The 19096-nt window shown below is 54.5% G+C and carries 1 protein-coding gene; it reads left to right on the top strand.

All coding sequences use genetic code 11. The annotated features are described in order from the left end of the window. Nucleotides 1-19: 19 nt before the first annotated feature. A complete protein-coding gene (locus D829_RS0127505) occupies nucleotides 20-18919 on the top strand; it encodes a non-ribosomal peptide synthetase (protein ID WP_017692128.1) in 18900 nt (6299 codons plus the stop codon). Nucleotides 18920-19096: the final 177 nt, after the last annotated feature.

The following is a 19096-nucleotide window of genomic DNA, read 5'->3' on the forward strand; positions in this document are numbered from 1 at the left end:
AATACGGGAGTGTGTCGATGTGAGAGAGAATACGAACAAGCAATATGGATTAACGCAAGCCCAGCGCCGGATATGGTTCATGGAAATTATGAATCCGGGCACATCCATCACGATGCTTTCCGCGACCTACCAGATTACGGGCGAGATTGACACCAAGCTGCTGGAGAAAGCGGCGGCAGAGATTGTCAAAACTTATGACGCTTTCCGAATCCGCATTAGCGGGGATTTGCAAAATCCAACGCAGTGGTTCGAAGAGCCAGAGAATGTCCAAGCCAGGATAAGCCACCTCGAAATAGGCACAACCGAACAATTCTATGCTTGGGTGAAAGAAGTAACCGAAAAACCGGCGAGTGTGTTCGACGAACACCTCTACCAATTTACGATGATCCATTTTGCGAACGGCCAAGTATGGCTTAATTTGACTGTAAATCATATCATCGCCGATGGCTTGTCCGTCACTGCTTTGCTGCATGCGGTGATGGAAAAATACCTGGAACTGCGCAGAGGCAAAGGCAACTCCGGCAGTGATCAGGCTCCTGCCTATCTGGATTATATTTCTGTGGAGCGTGAATATGAGGAATCACAGCGTTATCAAAAGGGTAAGGAATACTGGCTAAAGAAGTACAGCACTCTGCCTGAAACGACTGGCATTAAATCGGTTCCGCCATTCTCGATCGGTAGCGAATCGAATAAACGTTCCATCACTTTGGCCGGTTCCCGGTATGACCGCATTCTGGCTTTTAGCGAACAATATCAGGTCAGTTTATATACGTTATTTTTGTCCGCCATGTACGTCTTATTGTATAAGCTGACCGACAGCACCGATGTGCCGGTCGGCACGGTTTTTGCCAATCGCACCAGCAAGAAGGAAAAAGAAACGATCGGTATGTTCGTCAGCACCGTAGCTACGCGGATTGGTCTGAATCCAGATGGGTCCGTGCTTTCCTTGATCCAAACGGTTTCCAAGGAAAATACGGCGGATCTGCGGCATCAGAAATATCCTTATAACCAATTAATCCAGGATTTACGCGAACAACACGGCCGCAACGATCTTTCGGAGCTGTTTCGCACGTCTCTGGAATATCTGCCTTTGAAAATCGTGGAGTACGAAGAAATCAAGGTGCGTCTGGAGGCTCACTTCGCTAGGCACGAGATGGACGATTTGCTGCTGCGCTTCGACCATATGCTGAATGAAGGCCATGTCATTCTCCATGCTTCCTATCGTACCGGCCTGTTCGAGACGACCGAGATTGATCGTATTATGGAACAGTATGTAACCGTTTTGGACCAGTTTCTTGAGACTCCCGAACTGCGGGTGCGCGAGATTTCTCTGTTGAGCGATGAGGAGAGACACCGTATTCTGGACGTGTTTAACCCGCCGGTGGCAGCACTGAGCGAGGGAATGGCGTTTCATCGGTATGTCGAAAAGTTTGCCCGAGACATTCCGGATCACCCGGCAGTTGTTTACATGGACAAAAAGCTGACTTACGGCGAATTGAACGAACGCGCCGAGCGGCTGGCTGCGCTCCTTCGTGAACAGGGCGTGGGAAGGGAGACGATTACGGGGATCTGGGCGGAGCGTTCGGTGGAACTGCTGGTAGGTGTGCTCGCCGTATGGAAAGCTGGCGGAGCTTATGTACCGCTGGACCCCGATTATCCGGCGGAGCGGATTGAGTACATGCTCAGCGATAGCGAAGCATCGGTGCTGCTTACGCAGCGTCATCTGTTGGAGGGGGCCGGAGGTTGGTTGGCCGATGACCGGCTGAAGCTTCAAGCTGTCTATGCGATGGACGATGAACAGATGTATAACGGGGATACCTCAGCCGTGGAATTTGAATCTGCTGACAGTGCCCTGCAAGACTTGGCTTATGTGATTTACACCTCCGGTACGACGGGACGCCCAAAAGGCGTCATGATCGAGCATGGTAGTCTCGTGAATACGGCGGATGCGTACCGCCGTGAGTACCGGTTGGATCAGTTCCCGGTGCGGTTGCTGCAACTGGCGAGCTTCTCGTTTGACGTGTTCGTTGGAGACATCGCGCGGACGCTGTATAACGGAGGAACGATGGTAATTGTGCCAAAGGATGACCGGATTGATCCGAACCGCTTATACGGCTGGATTCGGGACCAAAACATTACGGTATTTGAATCGACACCTGCGCTCATCCTGCCGTTCATGCAGCATATTTATGAAGAAGGGCTAGACGTCAGCTCCATGCAGTTGCTGATTACCAGCTCGGATGCTTGCAGTGTCACCGATTACCGATTGCTGCAGGAAAGATTCGGCGGACAATTTCGCATCATTAACAGCTATGGCGTTACCGAAGCGGCCATTGACAGCAGCTTTTACGATGAGCCGCTGGACAAGCTGCCATCATTGGGTCATGTGCCGATCGGCAAAGCCTGGCTGAACGCCCGGTTTTACATTGTCGATGCCGGGTTAAAGCCGGTTCCTGTAGGGGTTCCGGGTGAGCTTGTCATCGGCGGCGCCGGGGTGGCGCGCGGGTATTGGAACCGTCCGGACCTAACCGCCGAGAAGTTTGCAGACAGCCCGTTTGTGTCTGGCGAACGTCTGTATCGGACAGGAGATTTGGCCCGCTGGCTGGAAGACGGCAACGTTGACTTCATCGGTCGGATCGACTATCAGGTGAAAATTCGCGGGTTCCGGATCGAACTCGGCGAAATTGAAACGGCCCTGTTGCGTTTTCCGGGGGTCAAGCAGGCTGTGGTGACTGACCGTACGGATGAGCAGGGGCAAAAGTATTTGTGCGGTTACGTGGCGGGGGATGTTTCCTTGCAGCTGAGCGATCTGCTGTCCCAATTGAAGCAAGAGCTGCCTGCGCATATGGTTCCGGCCCGGCTGGTGTCTCTTGATCAGCTTCCGCTCACACCGAACGGCAAGATTGACCGTAAAACGCTGCCTGAACCGACCGGAGAGATAGAAGCCGGCCGTGAGTATGTGGCTCCTCGCACAACGCTGGAAACAAGACTTGCTCTTATTTGGCAGCAGGTGCTGGGTATTGTGCGAGTTGGAGTCCAAGACGATTTCTTTGACCTGGGTGGTCATTCCTTGCGGGCCTCCGCGCTTGTTTCCAAGATTCGAAAAGAGCTGCAAGTCGAGGTTCCGCTGCGGGACGTTTTCCGCTACACCACGATCGAACAACTTGTCCAAAGAATTAGCGGTTTAAAGCAGCAAGAGACGTATGAGATTACAAAGGCGGCAGAGGTCGAGTACTATCCGGTTTCATCCGAGCAAAAGCGTCTGTACGTCCTGCGCCAGCTTGACGCGGCAGAGCGCAGCTACAATATGTCGGCGGCGCTTCTTCTCGAAGGCAAGCTGGACCGCAAGCGCGTAGAGTACGCGTTCATGGCACTGATTCAGCGCCATGAGACGCTGCGTACCGGGATTGAGCAGGTTCAAGGTGAGCTTGTGCAGCACATCTATGACGAGGTGGAGTTTGCTGTAGATTATTTCCAGGCGAGCGAGCGAGAAGTGGACCAAGTGGTGGAAGCATACTTTCACCCGTTTGATCTGACCAAGCCGCCACTTCTTCGCATCGGCCTGATCGAAGTCGCCGAGGATCGCCACATTCTTCTGTTCGATATGCACCATATCGTCTCGGACGGAATCTCGACAGCGTTGCTTTTCGACGAGTTCAGCCGCCTGTATCGGGGCGAGGAGCTGGCTCCGCTGCATATTCAATACAAAGATTATGCCGTTTGGCAGCATTCCGAAGCCTACGGGCAGTTGATCCAGCCGCAGAAGGAGTACTGGCTGGAACAGCTGTCAGGCGAGCTGCCTGTATTGGAACTTCCGACGGACTTCCCGCGGCCTGCGGTGCAAAGTTTTGACGGCCGGACCGTGAAGTTTGATATTGGGAAAGAACGGACGGAGAAGCTGAAAGAACTGGCCGCACGGACGGGCACGACCCTGTACATGGTGCTGTTGTCTGCTTACTCGATCCTTATGCATAAATATTCGGGTCAGGAAGATCTGATCGTGGGAACGCCGATTGCCGGAAGAACGCAAGAAGAAGTGCAGCCAATTGTAGGTATGTTTATCAACACGCTTGCCATTCGCAGCCATCCGGAGCGTTCCAAGCCGTACCTTAAGTACCTGGAAGAAATGAAGGAAATCACACTCGGGGCTTTTGAACACCAAAATTATTTGTTCGAAGATTTGGTGGAAAGTCTTCACATTCCGCGCGCGACCGGCCGGAATCCGCTCTTTGATACGTTCTTCTCCCTGCAAAATACGGAGAATGAGCAAATTGTCATCGAGGGGCTGGAGCAATCGTTTTATCCGTTGGAAAACCGAACGTCCAAGTTCGAGCTGCTTCTGGACATTTCGGAGCTGGATGGTCAGCTCGAATGCCGGTTGGAGTACGCTACGGCTTTGTATAAACAGGAGACCGCGGAGCGGTTCGCCAGACATTATGACAAGCTACTCGAAACTATCGCAACAGCGCCGGAAGGGGATATTGCTTCGCTGGAAATGCTAACGGAGCAGGAAATCCGTGAACTGGTGCGCGGTTTTAATGATTCGGAGGCAGACTACCCGCGTCAGCAGACGATTCACGGCTTATTCGAAGAGCAGGCGAAGCTTTACCCGGATAACGTGGCCGCCGTCATGAATGAGCGGCAGTTGACTTACCACGAACTGAACGAGCGATCCAACCGGCTTGCACGTAAGCTGCGGGAGACAGGAGTCGAAGCGGATCAGTTGGTAGCGATTCTGGCCGAACGTTCGCTTGATATGGTCGTCGGCATTCTGGCGATTCTCAAAGCGGGCGGAGCCTACGTGCCTGTCGATCCCGACTACCCGGAGGAACGCATCCGCTTCATGATTGAGGATTCGGGCGCACCGTTATTGCTGATTCAAAAGCATTTGCATGAGAAGACCGACTTCGCAGGAACGCGCCTTGAATTGGACGATTTCGTTTGGGGCGACAAAGGGGCGGACTCCGTTGGTGCGCTGGACGCTTCGAATCTGGAGCCAATTTCTGGCCCGGGTAACTTGGCTTATGTCATCTACACATCGGGAACGACCGGCAAACCCAAAGGCACATTGATTGAGCATAAAAACGTCGTGCGCCTTTTGTTCAACGACAAGAACCTGTTCGACTTTGGGCCGTCCGACACGTGGACGTTATTCCACTCGTTCTGCTTCGATTTCTCCGTCTGGGAGATGTACGGAGCACTTCTGAATGGAGGAAAGCTGGTTATCGTACCGCCGCTTACGGCGAAAAATCCGGCCGAGTTCCTGGCACTGCTGAGCCGCGAACGGGTCACGATTTTGAACCAGACGCCAACATATTTCTACCAACTGCTGCGTGAGGTTATAGTGGACCATCCGTACGATCTGCGGATTCGCAACGTCATCTTTGGCGGCGAAGCGCTCAGCCCGCTGTTGCTCAAGGGTTTCAAGACGAAGTACCCGGAGACAAAGCTGATCAATATGTACGGCATTACCGAGACGACGGTTCACGTGACGTATAAGGAAATTACGTGGGTTGAGATGGAGGCGGCGAAGAGTAATATCGGCAAACCGATCCCAACGCTGAGCGTGTACGTTCTGGATGAAAACCGCCGCCCTGTTCCGATCGGCGTAGCAGGCGAAATGTACGTATCCGGTGAAGGCCTGGCGAGAGGATACCTGAATCGACCGGATTTGACGGCGGAAAAGTTCGTTGATTCCCCGTTTGCGGAGGGGGAAAAACTGTATCGCTCAGGCGACTTGGCGGCCTGGCTGCCGGACGGCAACATTGAATACCTCGGCCGGATCGACCATCAGGTCAAAATCCGCGGGTACCGGATTGAGCTGGATGAAATTGAGACGCAGCTTCTGAACGCCCGGGGCGTGGAAGAAGCGGTGGTGCTCGCCCGTCAGGACAACGAGGGAGAGAAGGCACTTGTTGCCTACTTTGTTGCAGACAGGACGCTGACAGTCAGCGAAATGAGAACCTCGCTGGCACAGGGAATGCCGGGATACATGATCCCGTCGTATTTCGTGCAGCTGGAGCGCATGCCGCTGACGTCTAACGGCAAAGTGGACCGCAAAGCGCTGCCGGAGCCGCAAGGAGGCTTGCAAACGGGCGTCGAATACGTAGCGCCGCGTAACCTTACGGAGTCCCAACTTGTGAAAATCTGGGAGGAAGTGCTGGGCAACTCCGGCATTGGAGTCCTGGACAATTTCTTCGAGCTCGGAGGGCATTCCTTGCGGGCGACAAACCTTGTCAGCAAGATTCGTAAGGAAATGAACGTTGAACTTCCGCTGCGCGATGTGTTCCGCTATACGACGGTTGAGTCGATGGCCGGGGCTATTGCCAGCTTGGAAGAAACACGGCACAGCTCGATTCCGAAAGCGGAAGAGAAAGCGTACTACCCGGTTTCCTCGGCGCAAAAAAGGCTGTATGTCCTGCACCAGCTAGATAGCTCGGAGCTGAATTACAACATCCCGAGCGCCTTGCAATTGGGAGGGACTTTGAACGAGGCCAGAGTGGAAAAGGCGCTGACTACTTTGGTGGCCCGGCACGATATGCTGCGCACCGGTTTCGAAATCGTGAATGGAGAGCCGGTTCAGCGTATTCATCCGCTCGTAGATTTCAAGGTCGAGAAGCTTCAAGCAAGCAAAGATCAGGTCGCGGCCATTCTGGAAGGCTTCATTCAGCCTTTTGACTTGACCCAGCCGCCTCTGCTGCGCGCCCTGCTGATCATACTTGAGAAAGAGAAGTTCCTGCTCGCGCTGGATATGCATCATATTGGTTCCGACGGCCTTTCCATGGACGTGCTGCTGCGCGAATTTGTGCGGCTTTACAATGGGGAAGAATTGCCGGAGCTGCGGATTCAATACAAGGATTACGCCGTTTGGCAGCAATCCGACGAGCAATGCCAGCGTATCAAACGGCAGGAGGAATACTGGCGCGGGGTATTCAGCTCCGAGCTTCCGGTTCTTGAGCTGCCTCTTGACTTTTCCCGCCCAGCCGTCCGGCAGTTTGACGGTCAAACGCTCACGTTTGCGCTGGATGCGGAGAAAAGCGAAGCTCTCAAACGGCTTGCCGGCGATTCGGGGGCGACGCTGTACATGCTTCTGCTGGCTGCTTACTCCGTATTGCTTCATAAATACGCGGGACAGGAAGATATCGTAGTCGGCACTCCGATTGCCGCTCGTTCTCACGCCGACCTGCAACCGATTATCGGCATGTTTGTCAATACGCTGGCCCTTCGCTTAGGTCCGACGGCAGAGCAGACGTTCCTGGATTACTTGCAGGAAGTGAAGGAAACGACACTTGGAGCCTACGAGCACCAGGACTATCCGTTCGAGGAGCTGGTAGAAGCTCTTCAGGTGAGCCGGAATTTAAGCCGGAATCCGCTGTTTGACACCATGTTTTCTTTGCAAAAGCACGAAAGCTTGGATTTATCCCTGGAAGGCTTGCAATGGTCGCTGTTCGACATCGAGGAAAAGACGGCAAAGTTTGATCTTAGCTTAGATATCCTGGAAGCGGGTAACGAGCTGGTTTGCAAGATCGAGTACGCCACCTCGTTGTTTAGACAGGAAACGATGGTACGGCTGGCGGGACATTACGAGCAGCTTTTGGCATCGATCCTGGCTCAGCCGGGTGCGAGGATCTCGGATTTGAATATCTTGAAGGACAGCGAAAAGCATGATTTGCTGGTCGGGTTTGCCGTGTCGTCTTCGGCTCTGGCGAAGCAATCCGCCTCAGAGGGTCCAGGCTTGGAAGCGGATGAGTCGTGGAGAGAGAGAACGATCCACGAGCTGTTCGAGGAGCAAGCAGAACGAACGCCGGAGCAGGTGGCCGTTGTCTATGAGGACAGCAGCCTGACTTACCGGGAGTTGAACGAGCGGGCGAACCGGCTGGCGCGATCCTTGCGTGCCTCTGGCGCGCAGGCCGATCAGCCGATCGCGATCATGGCCGAGCGCTCGCTGGAGATGATCGTGGGCATCTATGCGATCTTGAAGGCCGGGGGCGCCTACGTGCCGATCGACCCGCAATTCCCGCAGGAGCGCATCCGCTACATGCTCGAAGATTCGGGCGCTAGGCTGCTGCTGATTCAGAGCCATTTGCGGGAAAGCGCGTCATTTGCCGGGACCGAGCCACTGGGCGGTCTATCGCTCGTCGATCTGAACGATCCATCCGCGTATGACGAAGACGGCTCGAATCTGGAGCTGGCCAGCGGACCGGAGCATCTGGCCTACGTCATTTACACATCGGGCTCGACAGGCAAGCCCAAAGGCGTCATGGTGGAGCACCGTCCGGTGATCAACCGGCTGCTGTGGATGCAGAATGCATACCCGATCGACTCCAGGGATACGATTCTGCAAAAGACGGCGATCACCTTCGACGTTTCCGTGTGGGAGCTGTTTTGGTGGGCTTGGACGGGGGCCAAAGTTTGCTTGCTGCCGTCGGGCGGAGAGAAGAATCCCGAGACGATTCTGGACACGATCGAACGGCAAGCCGTCACCACGATGCACTTTGTGCCGTCGATGCTGCACGCCTTCCTCGAATATGTCGAGCGTCAGCCGAGCGAAGATCTGGGTAACAAGCTGTCTTCGCTGAAACGGGTGTTTGCAAGCGGGGAAGCGCTGGCGACGTCGCATGTGAGCCGGTTCTGGCAGTGGATTGCGTCATCCGTGAATCAAGCGCAGCTGATCAACCTTTATGGGCCTACGGAAGCGACGGTCGATGTCTCGTACTACGATTGCGGACCGGAAGAGGCGCATGTATCGGTGCCGATCGGCAAGCCAATCTCGAACATCCGGCTGCATATTGTCAAGGAAGGGACGACAGCGCTGCAGCCGGTCGGCGTGCCAGGCGAGCTGTGCATCGCGGGCGAAGGCTTGGCTAGAGGCTACTTGAACCGTCCCGAGCTGACCGCGGAGAAATTCGTAGAGTGTCCGTTTGCGCCGGGCGGGCGGATGTACCGGACGGGCGATCTGGCCAGATGGCTGCCGGACGGCAACATCGAGTATATGGGCCGGATCGACCATCAGGTGAAAATCCGCGGGTACCGGATCGAACTCGGCGAGGTGGAGGCCCAGGTCCTGAAAGCGGCGTCCGTCCAAGAGGGGGTTGTCATCGCCAGAGAGGACGAAGCCGGTCAGAAGCAGCTCTGCGCGTACTTCGTGGCGGACAAGCCGCTTGCGGCGAGCGAGCTGCGAAGCGCGCTGGCGGAGGATCTGCCTGCGTACATGATTCCGTCCTACTTCGTGCAGCTGGAGCGGATGCCCCTCACACACAGCGGAAAGCTCGACCGCAAGGCGCTGCCAGCACCGGAAAGCAGTATGCTCGTTGGAACGGAATACGTGGCGCCCCGGACGGCGGCGGAGCAGACGTTGGTTGCGGTGTGGCAAAAGGTGCTGGGAACGGGTCGTCCGATCGGCGTGATGGACAATTTCTTCGAGCTCGGCGGGGATTCAATTAAATCGATTCAGGTGTCGTCCAGGCTATATCAGGCCGGGTACAAGCTGGAAATTAAGCATTTGTTCAAATATCCGACCGTAGCGGAATTAAGCCCGTATCTCCAGTCGGTCTTAAGACGCGCCGATCAGGTGGCAGCTACGGGAGAGACGGGGCTGACGCCGATTCAGCGCTGGTTCTTCGAGCAGTCGTTCGCCGATCTGTACCACTTTAACCAGGCGGTGATGCTGTACCGGGAGGAAGGATATGACGAAGCGGCGCTTCGTCAGGCCGTGCGGAAGCTGTCCGAGCATCACGATGCGCTGCGCCTCGTATTCAGCCGGACCGAGAGCGGGTATGCGGCATGGAACCGGGGCATCGCGGAAAGCGATGGCGAGCTCTACAGCCTGGAAGTGATCGATTTCCGCGGAATGACGGACTGCGCGCAGGTGATCGAAGCCAAGGCGAACGAGCTTCAGCGCAGCATTGACCTGCAGGCAGGGCCTTTGCTGAAGCTCGGCTTGTTCCGCTGTGCGGATGGAGATCATCTGCTGATTGCGATCCACCACTTGGTCGTAGACGGCGTATCCTGGCGGATTCTGCTTGAGGATTTTGCTGCCGGCTATGAGCAGGCGCTGCAAGGGCAGCTGATCCGTCTGCCGCTCAAAACGGATTCATTCCAAACGTGGGCGAAACAGCTCGCTGATTATGCGAACGGTCCGGCGATGGAAAGCGAGAGAGCGTATTGGCAGCATATCGAGCAATTGACCTATGAGCCGCTTCCGAAAGATTTTGAACAAGGCAGATCCAAGCTGAAGGACAGCGGGATCGTGACCGTCCGCTGGACGGCGGAGGAAACCGAACAGCTGCTGAAGCAGGCACACCGTGCTTACCATACAGAAATGAACGATTTGCTGCTTGCTGCGCTGGGCCTCTCAGTACAAGCTTGGAGCGGTCAAGAACGCGTGCTGGTGAATCTCGAAGGCCACGGCCGGGAAGAACTTTTGCCAGATGTGGACATTACACGCACGGTAGGCTGGTTCACAAGCCAATTCCCTGTCGTTCTGGAGCCGGGTCACGCTCAGGCACTCGGTCATCAGGTGAAACAGGTGAAAGAAAACTTGCGCCGCATTCCGAACAAAGGAATCGGCTACGGCATTCAGCGTTATTTGTCGGCGCCGCGTGACGGAGAGCGCTTCGTTTTGGAGCCGGAGATCAGTTTTAACTATCTGGGTCAGTTTGACCAGGATTACGAAAGCAGCGGCTCGCAGCCGTCTCCGTTCAGTCCGGGCTCCGATTCAAGCCCGAATGCTGTGATGAATTATGTCCTCGATATCAACGGTATGGTGTCGGAAGGCATGTTGGAACTCACGATCCGTTATGGGGAAACCCAGTATCAACGGGAGACGGTTGAGCGCTTGGGCACCCTGCTTCAATCGAGCTTGCGTGAAGTCATCAGCCATTGCGTATCGAAAGAGCGGCCGGAGCTTACGCCTAGCGACGTTCTGCTTCCAGATGTGACGGTTGAGGAACTGGAGCGGCTGTCCGAACATACGGTGACCCTCGGTGAACTGGAGAATGTATACACTCTGACTCCGCTGCAAAAAGGGATGTTGTTCCACAGCCTGCTGGATGCCGATTCAGAAGCTTATTTCGAACAGGTGACCTTCGATCTGTTCGGAAACCTGAATGTCGAAGCCTTCATTCATGGGTTGGATACGCTGGTGCAGCGGAATGAGGCGCTGCGGACGAACTTTATTACCGGCTGGAGAGACGAGCCGATTCAAGTGGTATTCCGCGAGCGGAAGTGTGAAGTATACTTCGAAGATATTCGCTTGGTAAGCGATGAAGACCGGGAGAAGACGATAGCCGATTTTGTCAGCGCGGATAAAGCGAACAAGTTCGATTTGGCCCAAGGCTCTCTGATGCGCGTTACAGTTTTGCGTACGGGCGACGATTCCTACCAAGTGATCTGGAGTCACCATCACATTTTGTTGGACGGCTGGTGCATGTCCTTAATGATCAAGGAAGTGTTCGACACCTACTTCGCGTTCCAGGAGCAGCGGACGCTGGAGCTTCCTCCGGTTACCTCGTACTCTCGGTATATCGAATGGCTGGAAGCTCAAGATGCAGCGAAAGCTTCGCGTTATTGGTCCGAGTATTTGGCGGGTTATGATCAGCAGACCAAGCTGCCTCGGGAGAAAACAGGGCTGAAGCAGGGCGCTTTTGAAGCAGCTGAGATCGATGTGGAACTCAGCAAGGAACTGACTGGGCAAATCGAGCGGGTGGCGCGCCAGCATCAGGTGACGCTTAATACATTCATGCAGACCGTATGGGGACTGGTTCTGCAGGTATACAACAACAGCGAAGATGTTGTATTTGGCTCCGTTGTATCCGGGCGTCCGGCGGAGATTCCGGGTATCGAAAGCATGATCGGTCTGTTTATTAATACGATCCCCGTCCGTATTCAAGGCAAAGCCGAGGAGACGGTAGCCGATATTTTGAGAAAAACCCAGGATCAAGCGCTGACATCGGGAGCTTACGAAACGTTCCCGCTGTTCGAAATTCAGTCGCTGAGCGAGCAAAAGCGTGATTTAATTAACCATATTATGGTCTTTGAAAATTATCCGATGGAAGAACAGATTGAGCAGGTTGTAGGCGGAGGACAAGAAGCGCTGAAAATCGCTAATATCCAATCGCCGGAACAAACGAACTACGATCTGGACATTACCGTCATTCCGGAAGAGCATATTTTGCTGCGGTTTACGTACAATGCACTGACATTCAGAGAGCAAGACATCAGGCAGATCCACGGTCATTTTGCCCGTGCATTGGAGCAGGTTGCGGCTAATCCGAATGTTCGTGTACATGAGTTAGAGCTTTTGACGGCGGCGGAAAAAGAAGAAATTGTCGGCGCGTTTAATCCGGTGCAGCCGGAAATGGCTCCTGTGGCAGCGTTCCATCGACTGTTCGAGCAACAGGCGGAGCGCACACCGGAAGAGGAAGCCGTCGTGTACGAGAACGATCGGCTGACGTATGCGGAGTTGAACGAGCGGGCGAATCGCTTGGCGGCCACGCTGCGTGCAAGCGGAATAGGCCGGGAGACGATCGTTGGCATTCTCGCCGAGCGTTCGGTGGACTTGCTGGTGGCCGTGATGGCCGTCTGGAAAGCGGGAGGGGCGTATGTACCGCTTGACCCGGATTATCCGGCGGACCGTGTGCGGTTCATGCTGGAAGACAGCGGAGCAAAGGTGCTGCTGACACAAACGCTGCTGCGAGAGCGTGCCGAATCCTGGCTCGGCGAAGAGGAACTAGCACTGGTGATGGTGCTGTATCTCGATGACGAAACGTCATACAGCGAAGATCGAGCGAATGCACCAATGGACTTCGGCCAAGGCTCCAGCAGTGCTCCCAATCCAATCAACGGCAAGCTAACGGGGGCTGTGAACGACCGTAATGAGAGTCACCCAAATGATGTTGATGTTGTCGGTATGGGCAGCTTCCATGAAGCCCGTCCGGAGGATCTGGCGTACGTCATCTACACGTCGGGAACAACGGGTAAGCCAAAGGGTGTAATGATCGAGCATCGCAGCTTGGTGAACACGGCGGCGGGTTACCGGCGGGAGTACGGATTGGATCAGTTCCCGGTAAGGCTGCTGCAGCTCGCCAGCTTTTCGTTTGACGTGTTCTTGGGTGATATTGCACGCACGTTGTATAACGGAGGCACCATGGTCATTGTACCGAAGGACGACCGGATCGATCCGTCTCGTCTGCACTACTGGATAGAGCGGGAGCAAGTGACGATCTTTGAATCAACACCAGCGCTGATCGTGCCGTTTATGGAGTACGTGCATGAGCAGGGGATGGAGTTGAGCGGGATGGAGCTGTTGATCACAAGCTCGGACAGCTGCAGTGTGGCAGATTACCGTACCTTACAGGAACGGTTTGGCTCGTTGTTCCGCATCATCAACGCCTACGGCGTGACGGAAGCGGCAATTGACTCCAGTTTCTATGACGAGGAGTTGGCGAAGCTGCCGCAGACAGGCCATGTGCCGATTGGCAAAGCGTGGTTGAATGCGAAGTTCTACATCGTGGATGCGTACCTGAACCCGGTACCGGTCGGTGTGTTGGGCGAATTGGTTATCGGCGGAGTCAGTGTGGCGCGCGGGTACTTGAACCGTCCAGAGCTGACGGAAGAGAAGTTTGTAGACAGTCCTTTCACCGCTGGTGAGCGGTTGTATCGCACGGGAGACTTGGCGCGGTGGATGGAGGACAGCAACGTGGACTTCATCGGCCGGATCGATAACCAGGCGAAAATCCGGGGTTACCGGATCGAGACGGGCGAAGTCGAAGCGAAGCTGCTGAGTGTAGGTGGCGTGAAGGAAGCGGTCGTTGTTGTCAGGGAAGATCAAGAAGGGCAGAAAGCGTTGTGCGCTTATTATACAGTGGAAGAAGGCTTGACGGCGGCAGATTTGAAACGGGCGATCTCCAGCGAGCTACCGGGATACATGATTCCGTCGTATTTCGTCGAACTGGAGCAATTGCCTCTAACGCCGAATGGGAAAATTGACCGGAAGGCGCTGCCAGCGCCGGAAGGGGGAGCAGGCGGAAGCCGCGAATACGTGGCGCCGCGCACCGAACTGGAGGCGAAGCTGGCCGCCATTTGGCAGGAAGTGCTTGTTCGGGAGCAGGGGGTAGGCGTAACGGACAACTTCTTCGACCTCGGAGGACACTCCCTGCGGGCGACAACACTTGTCAGCAAAATGCATAAGGAGCTGGGCGCCCAATTCCCGCTTCGCGACGTATTCCGCTACTCGACAGTTGAGGAAATGGCTGTGGCTATGGAGCGTTTGGAGATCGGCTCGTTTACGGCTATTCCGGCTGCGGAACCTAGCGAGTACTACCCGCTCTCTTCTGCGCAGAAACGTCTCTATATCTTGAACCAGCTGGAAGGAGGCGAGCTGAGCTACAACATACCGGGAGCTATGCTGCTCGAAGGGCAGCTCAACCGGCAGCGGTTTGAAGAAGCATTCCGCGGGCTTGTAGCTCGTCATGAAACGCTGCGTACGGGCTTTGAGGTGGTTGAAGGCGAAGCGGTTCAGCGGATTTACGAAGAAGTCGCCTTCCAGGTGGAATATGTGCAGATCAGCGGGGAGCAGGCGGAAGAAATGGTGCGCCAATTCGTTCGTGCGTTTGATCTAGCGAAGCCGCCACTTCTGCGGGTGGGCATTGCCGAACTTGCGCCGGACCGGCACATTCTGATGTTCGATACACATCATATCGTATCTGACGGCGTTTCAATGGACGTACTGATCGAAGAGTTCGTGCACTTGTACAGCGGGGAGCCGCTCAAGCCACTCCGCATTCAGTACAAAGATTATGCAGTATGGCAGCAATCGGACGAGCAGAAAACGCAGCTTGCCAAGCAGGAAGCCTACTGGATTGACATGTTCCGCGGAGAACTGCCAGTTCTGGAAATGCCAACGGACTATCCGCGCCCGGCTATGCAGAGCTATGAGGGCCGCACGCTGCAATTGTTTATGAATATTGAGAAAAGCGAAGGTCTGAAACGGCTTGCAGCTGAAAACGGCGCAACGCTTTACATGGTTCTGCTTGCGGCATATAACGTGCTTCTGCATAAATATTCAGGTCAGGAAGACGTGGTGGTTGGTACGCCGATTGCGGGCAGAAATCATAGCGACGTTCAACCGCTAATCGGGATGTTCGTTAATACATTGGCCATCCGCAGTTACCCGGCTGCCGGTAAAACGTTCCTTGACTACTTGAAGGAAATCAAGGAGACAACGCTGGGTGCTTTTGAACATCAGAATTATCCGTTTGAGGAACTGGTGGATAAGGTAAATGTAGCTCGTGATTTAAGCCGAAATCCGCTGTTTGATACGATGTTTGCTTTGCAGAATACAGAAAATGTGGAAATCCAGCTTCCGGGACTGCATTTGTCGACGTATGCCAGCGAAGACATTGTTTCTAAATTCGATCTCAGCTTGGACGTTACGGAGATTGAGGGCGGCTTGGAATATCTGTTTGAATACGCCACGGCTCTATATAAAACCGAAACGGTGGAGAAGTTGGCTGCCCACTACCTGCAGTTGCTTGAATCCATTCTCTGCAACCCGTCAGCGATGATCTCCGAGTTGGATATTTTGACGGCGGCGGAAAAAGAAGAAATTGTCGGCGTGTTTAACCCGATCCAGCCGGAAGTGGCTCCTGTGGCAGCGTTCCATCGACTGTTCGAGGAACAGGCGGAACACACGCCAGAAGAGGAAGCCATCGTATACGAGAACGATCGGCTGACGTATGCGGAGCTGAACGAGCGGGCGAACCGCTTGGCGGCTAAGCTGCGCGGAAGCGGCATTGGCCGAGAGGAGATTGTTGGCATTCTCGCCGAGCGTTCGGTCGATTTGCTGGTGGCCGTGCTGGCCGTATGGAAAGCGGGCGGGGCGTATGTACCACTCGACCCGGATTATCCGGCGGACCGCGTGCGTTTTATGCTCGAAGACAGCGGAGCGAAGGTGCTGCTAACGCAAACGCTCCTGCGAGAGCGTGCTGAAGCCTGGCTCAGCGAAGAGGAACTGGCACTGACGACGGTGCTATATCTCGACGACGAAACGTCATACAGCGAGGAACGAAGCAATGCGCCAATGGACTTCGGCCAAGGCTCCAGCAGTGCTCCAGATACAGTCAACGGCAAGCTAACGGGGACTGTGAACGGTGGTGACGAGAGTCATCCAAATGATGTTGATGTTGTCGGTATGGACAGCTTCCATGAAGCCCGTCCGGAGGATCTGGCGTACGTCATCTACACGTCGGGAACGACGGGCAAGCCAAAAGGCGTGATGATCGAGCATCGTAGCCTGGTGAACACGGCAGCGGGTTACCGACGGGAATACCGGTTGGATCAGTTCCCGGTGCGACTGCTGCAACTCGCCAGCTTCTCGTTTGACGTGTTCGTGGGTGATATTGCGCGGACGTTGTACAACGGCGGCAGCATGGTCATTGTACCAAAGGACGACCGGATTGATCCGTCTCGTCTGCACTACTGGATAGAGCGGGAGCAAGTGACGATCTTTGAATCAACACCAGCACTGATCGTGCCGTTTATGGAATACGTACACGAGCAGGGGCTGGAGTTAAGCGGTATGGAGCTGCTCATCACAAGCTCGGACAGTTGCAGCGTGGCAGATTACCGGACCTTGCAAGAGCGTTTTGGCTCGTCGTTCCGCATTATTAACGCCTACGGTGTGACGGAAGCGGCAATTGACTCCAGTTTCTATGACGAGGAGTTGGCGAAACTGCCGCAGACAGGCCATGTGCCGATTGGCAAAGCGTGGTTGAATGCGAAGTTCTACATCGTGGATGCACATCTGAATCCCGTACCCGTCGGCGTGCTGGGCGAATTGGTTATTGGCGGAGTCAGTGTGGCGCGCGGGTACTTGAACCGTCCAGAGCTGACGGAAGAGAAGTTTGTAGATAGTCCGTTCGCCGCGGGTGAACGGCTGTACCGGACGGGAGACTTGGCGCGGTGGATGGAGGATGGCAACGTGGACTTCATCGGCCGGCTCGACAACCAAGCGAAAATCCGGGGCTACCGGATCGAGACGGGTGAGATTGAGTCGCAACTGCTGCGGGTGGTAGGTATACGCGAAGCGGTGGTGCTGGTTCGAAGTGATGCTAACGGGCAAAAGGCGCTGTGCGCGTACTACACAACGGATATAGAAATGAAGGCGGCCGACCTGAAACGAGCGATCTCCAACGAGCTGCCAGGTTACATGATCCCGTCGTACTTCGTGGAATTGGAGCATTTACCTCTGACGCCAAACGGGAAAATCGACCGGAAAGCGCTGCCGGCGCCGGAAGAGGGAGCAAGTGCAGGGCGCGAATACGTGGCGCCGCGCACCGATCTGGAGACGAAACTGGTCTCCATCTGGCAGGACGTGCTTGGGTCAGTTACGATTGGTGTGACGGACAACTTCTTCGACCTCGGCGGTCACTCGCTGCGGGCGACGACGCTGGTCAGCAAGGTGCACAAGGAGCTGCACGTGGACCTGCCACTGCGCGATGTATTCCGGTACTCGACTATTGAAGCGATGGCTGAAGTGATTAGCCGATTGGAGCAGCAGGAATTCCTCTCCATTCCGGTTCTGGATAAAAGGGAGTATTATCCGCTTTCCTCTGTGCAAAAACGGCTGTACATCCAGCAACAGATGGAAGGCGCCGAGCTTAGCTACAACATGTCCGGCATGACGGTTCTCGTCGGGCGCTTGGAGCGGAATCAATTCGAGGCGGCGCTCCAAGGATTAATCGCTCGTCACGAAGTTTTGCGAACTGGCTTTCAAATGGTCGACGGCGAACCGGTACAACGGATTTATTCGGACTTGGAGTTTGCCGTCGAGTATACAAAAGCGACGGAAAGTGAAACGAAAAGCATTGCAGATGCCTTTGTACGTGTCTTTGATTTGGAGCGGCCGCCGCTGCTGCGTGTGGGCTTAGTTGAATGGGAAGCGGAACGTCATCTGCTTATGCTGGACATTCATCATATCGTCACGGATGGAATGTCTATGGGCATCTTCATCGAAGAGCTGCTGCGCCTGTATAACGGTGAGACGTTGGAACCGCTTCGGATTCAATACAAGGAATTCGCCGCTTGGCAGCAGTCCGAACCTGTAAAAGAACGGCTGAAACGCCAGGAAGCCTACTGGCTGGACATGCTGGAAGGTGAACTGCCAACGCTTGAGCTGCCTACGGACTTTGTCAGACCTGCTGCTCGCAGCTTTGAGGGAGATGTGCTGCCTTTCAGTATCGACAAGCAGATGACTGACAACTTGCAGCGCATTGCCGATGAGAACGGTGCTACCCTATATATGGTGTTATCGGCAGCCTATTCAATCCTGCTCAGCAAGTACTCGGGACAAGAAGACTTCATTGTAGGTACGCCGGTTTCGGGCCGCACACATGCCGACCTGGAGCCGCTCATCGGAATGTTTGTCAACACGTTGGCGATTCGCCATTATCCATCCGGGGAGAAGACGTTCCTCGCTTACTTGAACGAAGTCAAAGAAACGATGCTGGGGGCCTACGACCACCAGGATTATCCGTTTGAAGAGCTTGTTAAAAAGCTGCAGGTGCCGCGAGATCAAAGCCGCAATCCTGTATTTGATGTCATGTTTGCACTGGAAACGAAGGAAGATAACGTTCAAAGCTTCGGGGATATCCAGATCGAATCTTATCCGGAAACACATGCGGTTTCCCAATTTGACCTTACCTTGGTCATTTCGTTGCTGGATGAGGGAATGAACGGGCAGTTTGAATATGCGACCAAGTTGTTTACGTGCAATCTGATCGACAATTTCGCTCAGGACCTGCTCGTGATCATCAACCAAATTGGCGAACAGCCTTCGGTGCTGTTAAAGGATATTTCCCTGAACGGGCAATCCGAACAGGAGCAAGATGAGCTAGAGGCTATTGATATTATTTTCTAATCTTTAACCCGGCCCGAAAAACGAAAAGAAGTAATTGCTGATCGTTGCAGATGCACACATATTTTTGCTGCATATCAGTGTAATATTAGTAAGAGATGAGTTGAATAAATTCAAGTCATGGAAGCCGAGTGAGGTCAGGATCATATTCCTGAGTTCATTCGGCTTTTGTAGTTGTTC

Source organism: Paenibacillus sp. PAMC 26794, assembly GCF_000316035.1.
GTDB lineage: Bacteria > Bacillota > Bacilli > Paenibacillales > Paenibacillaceae > Paenibacillus.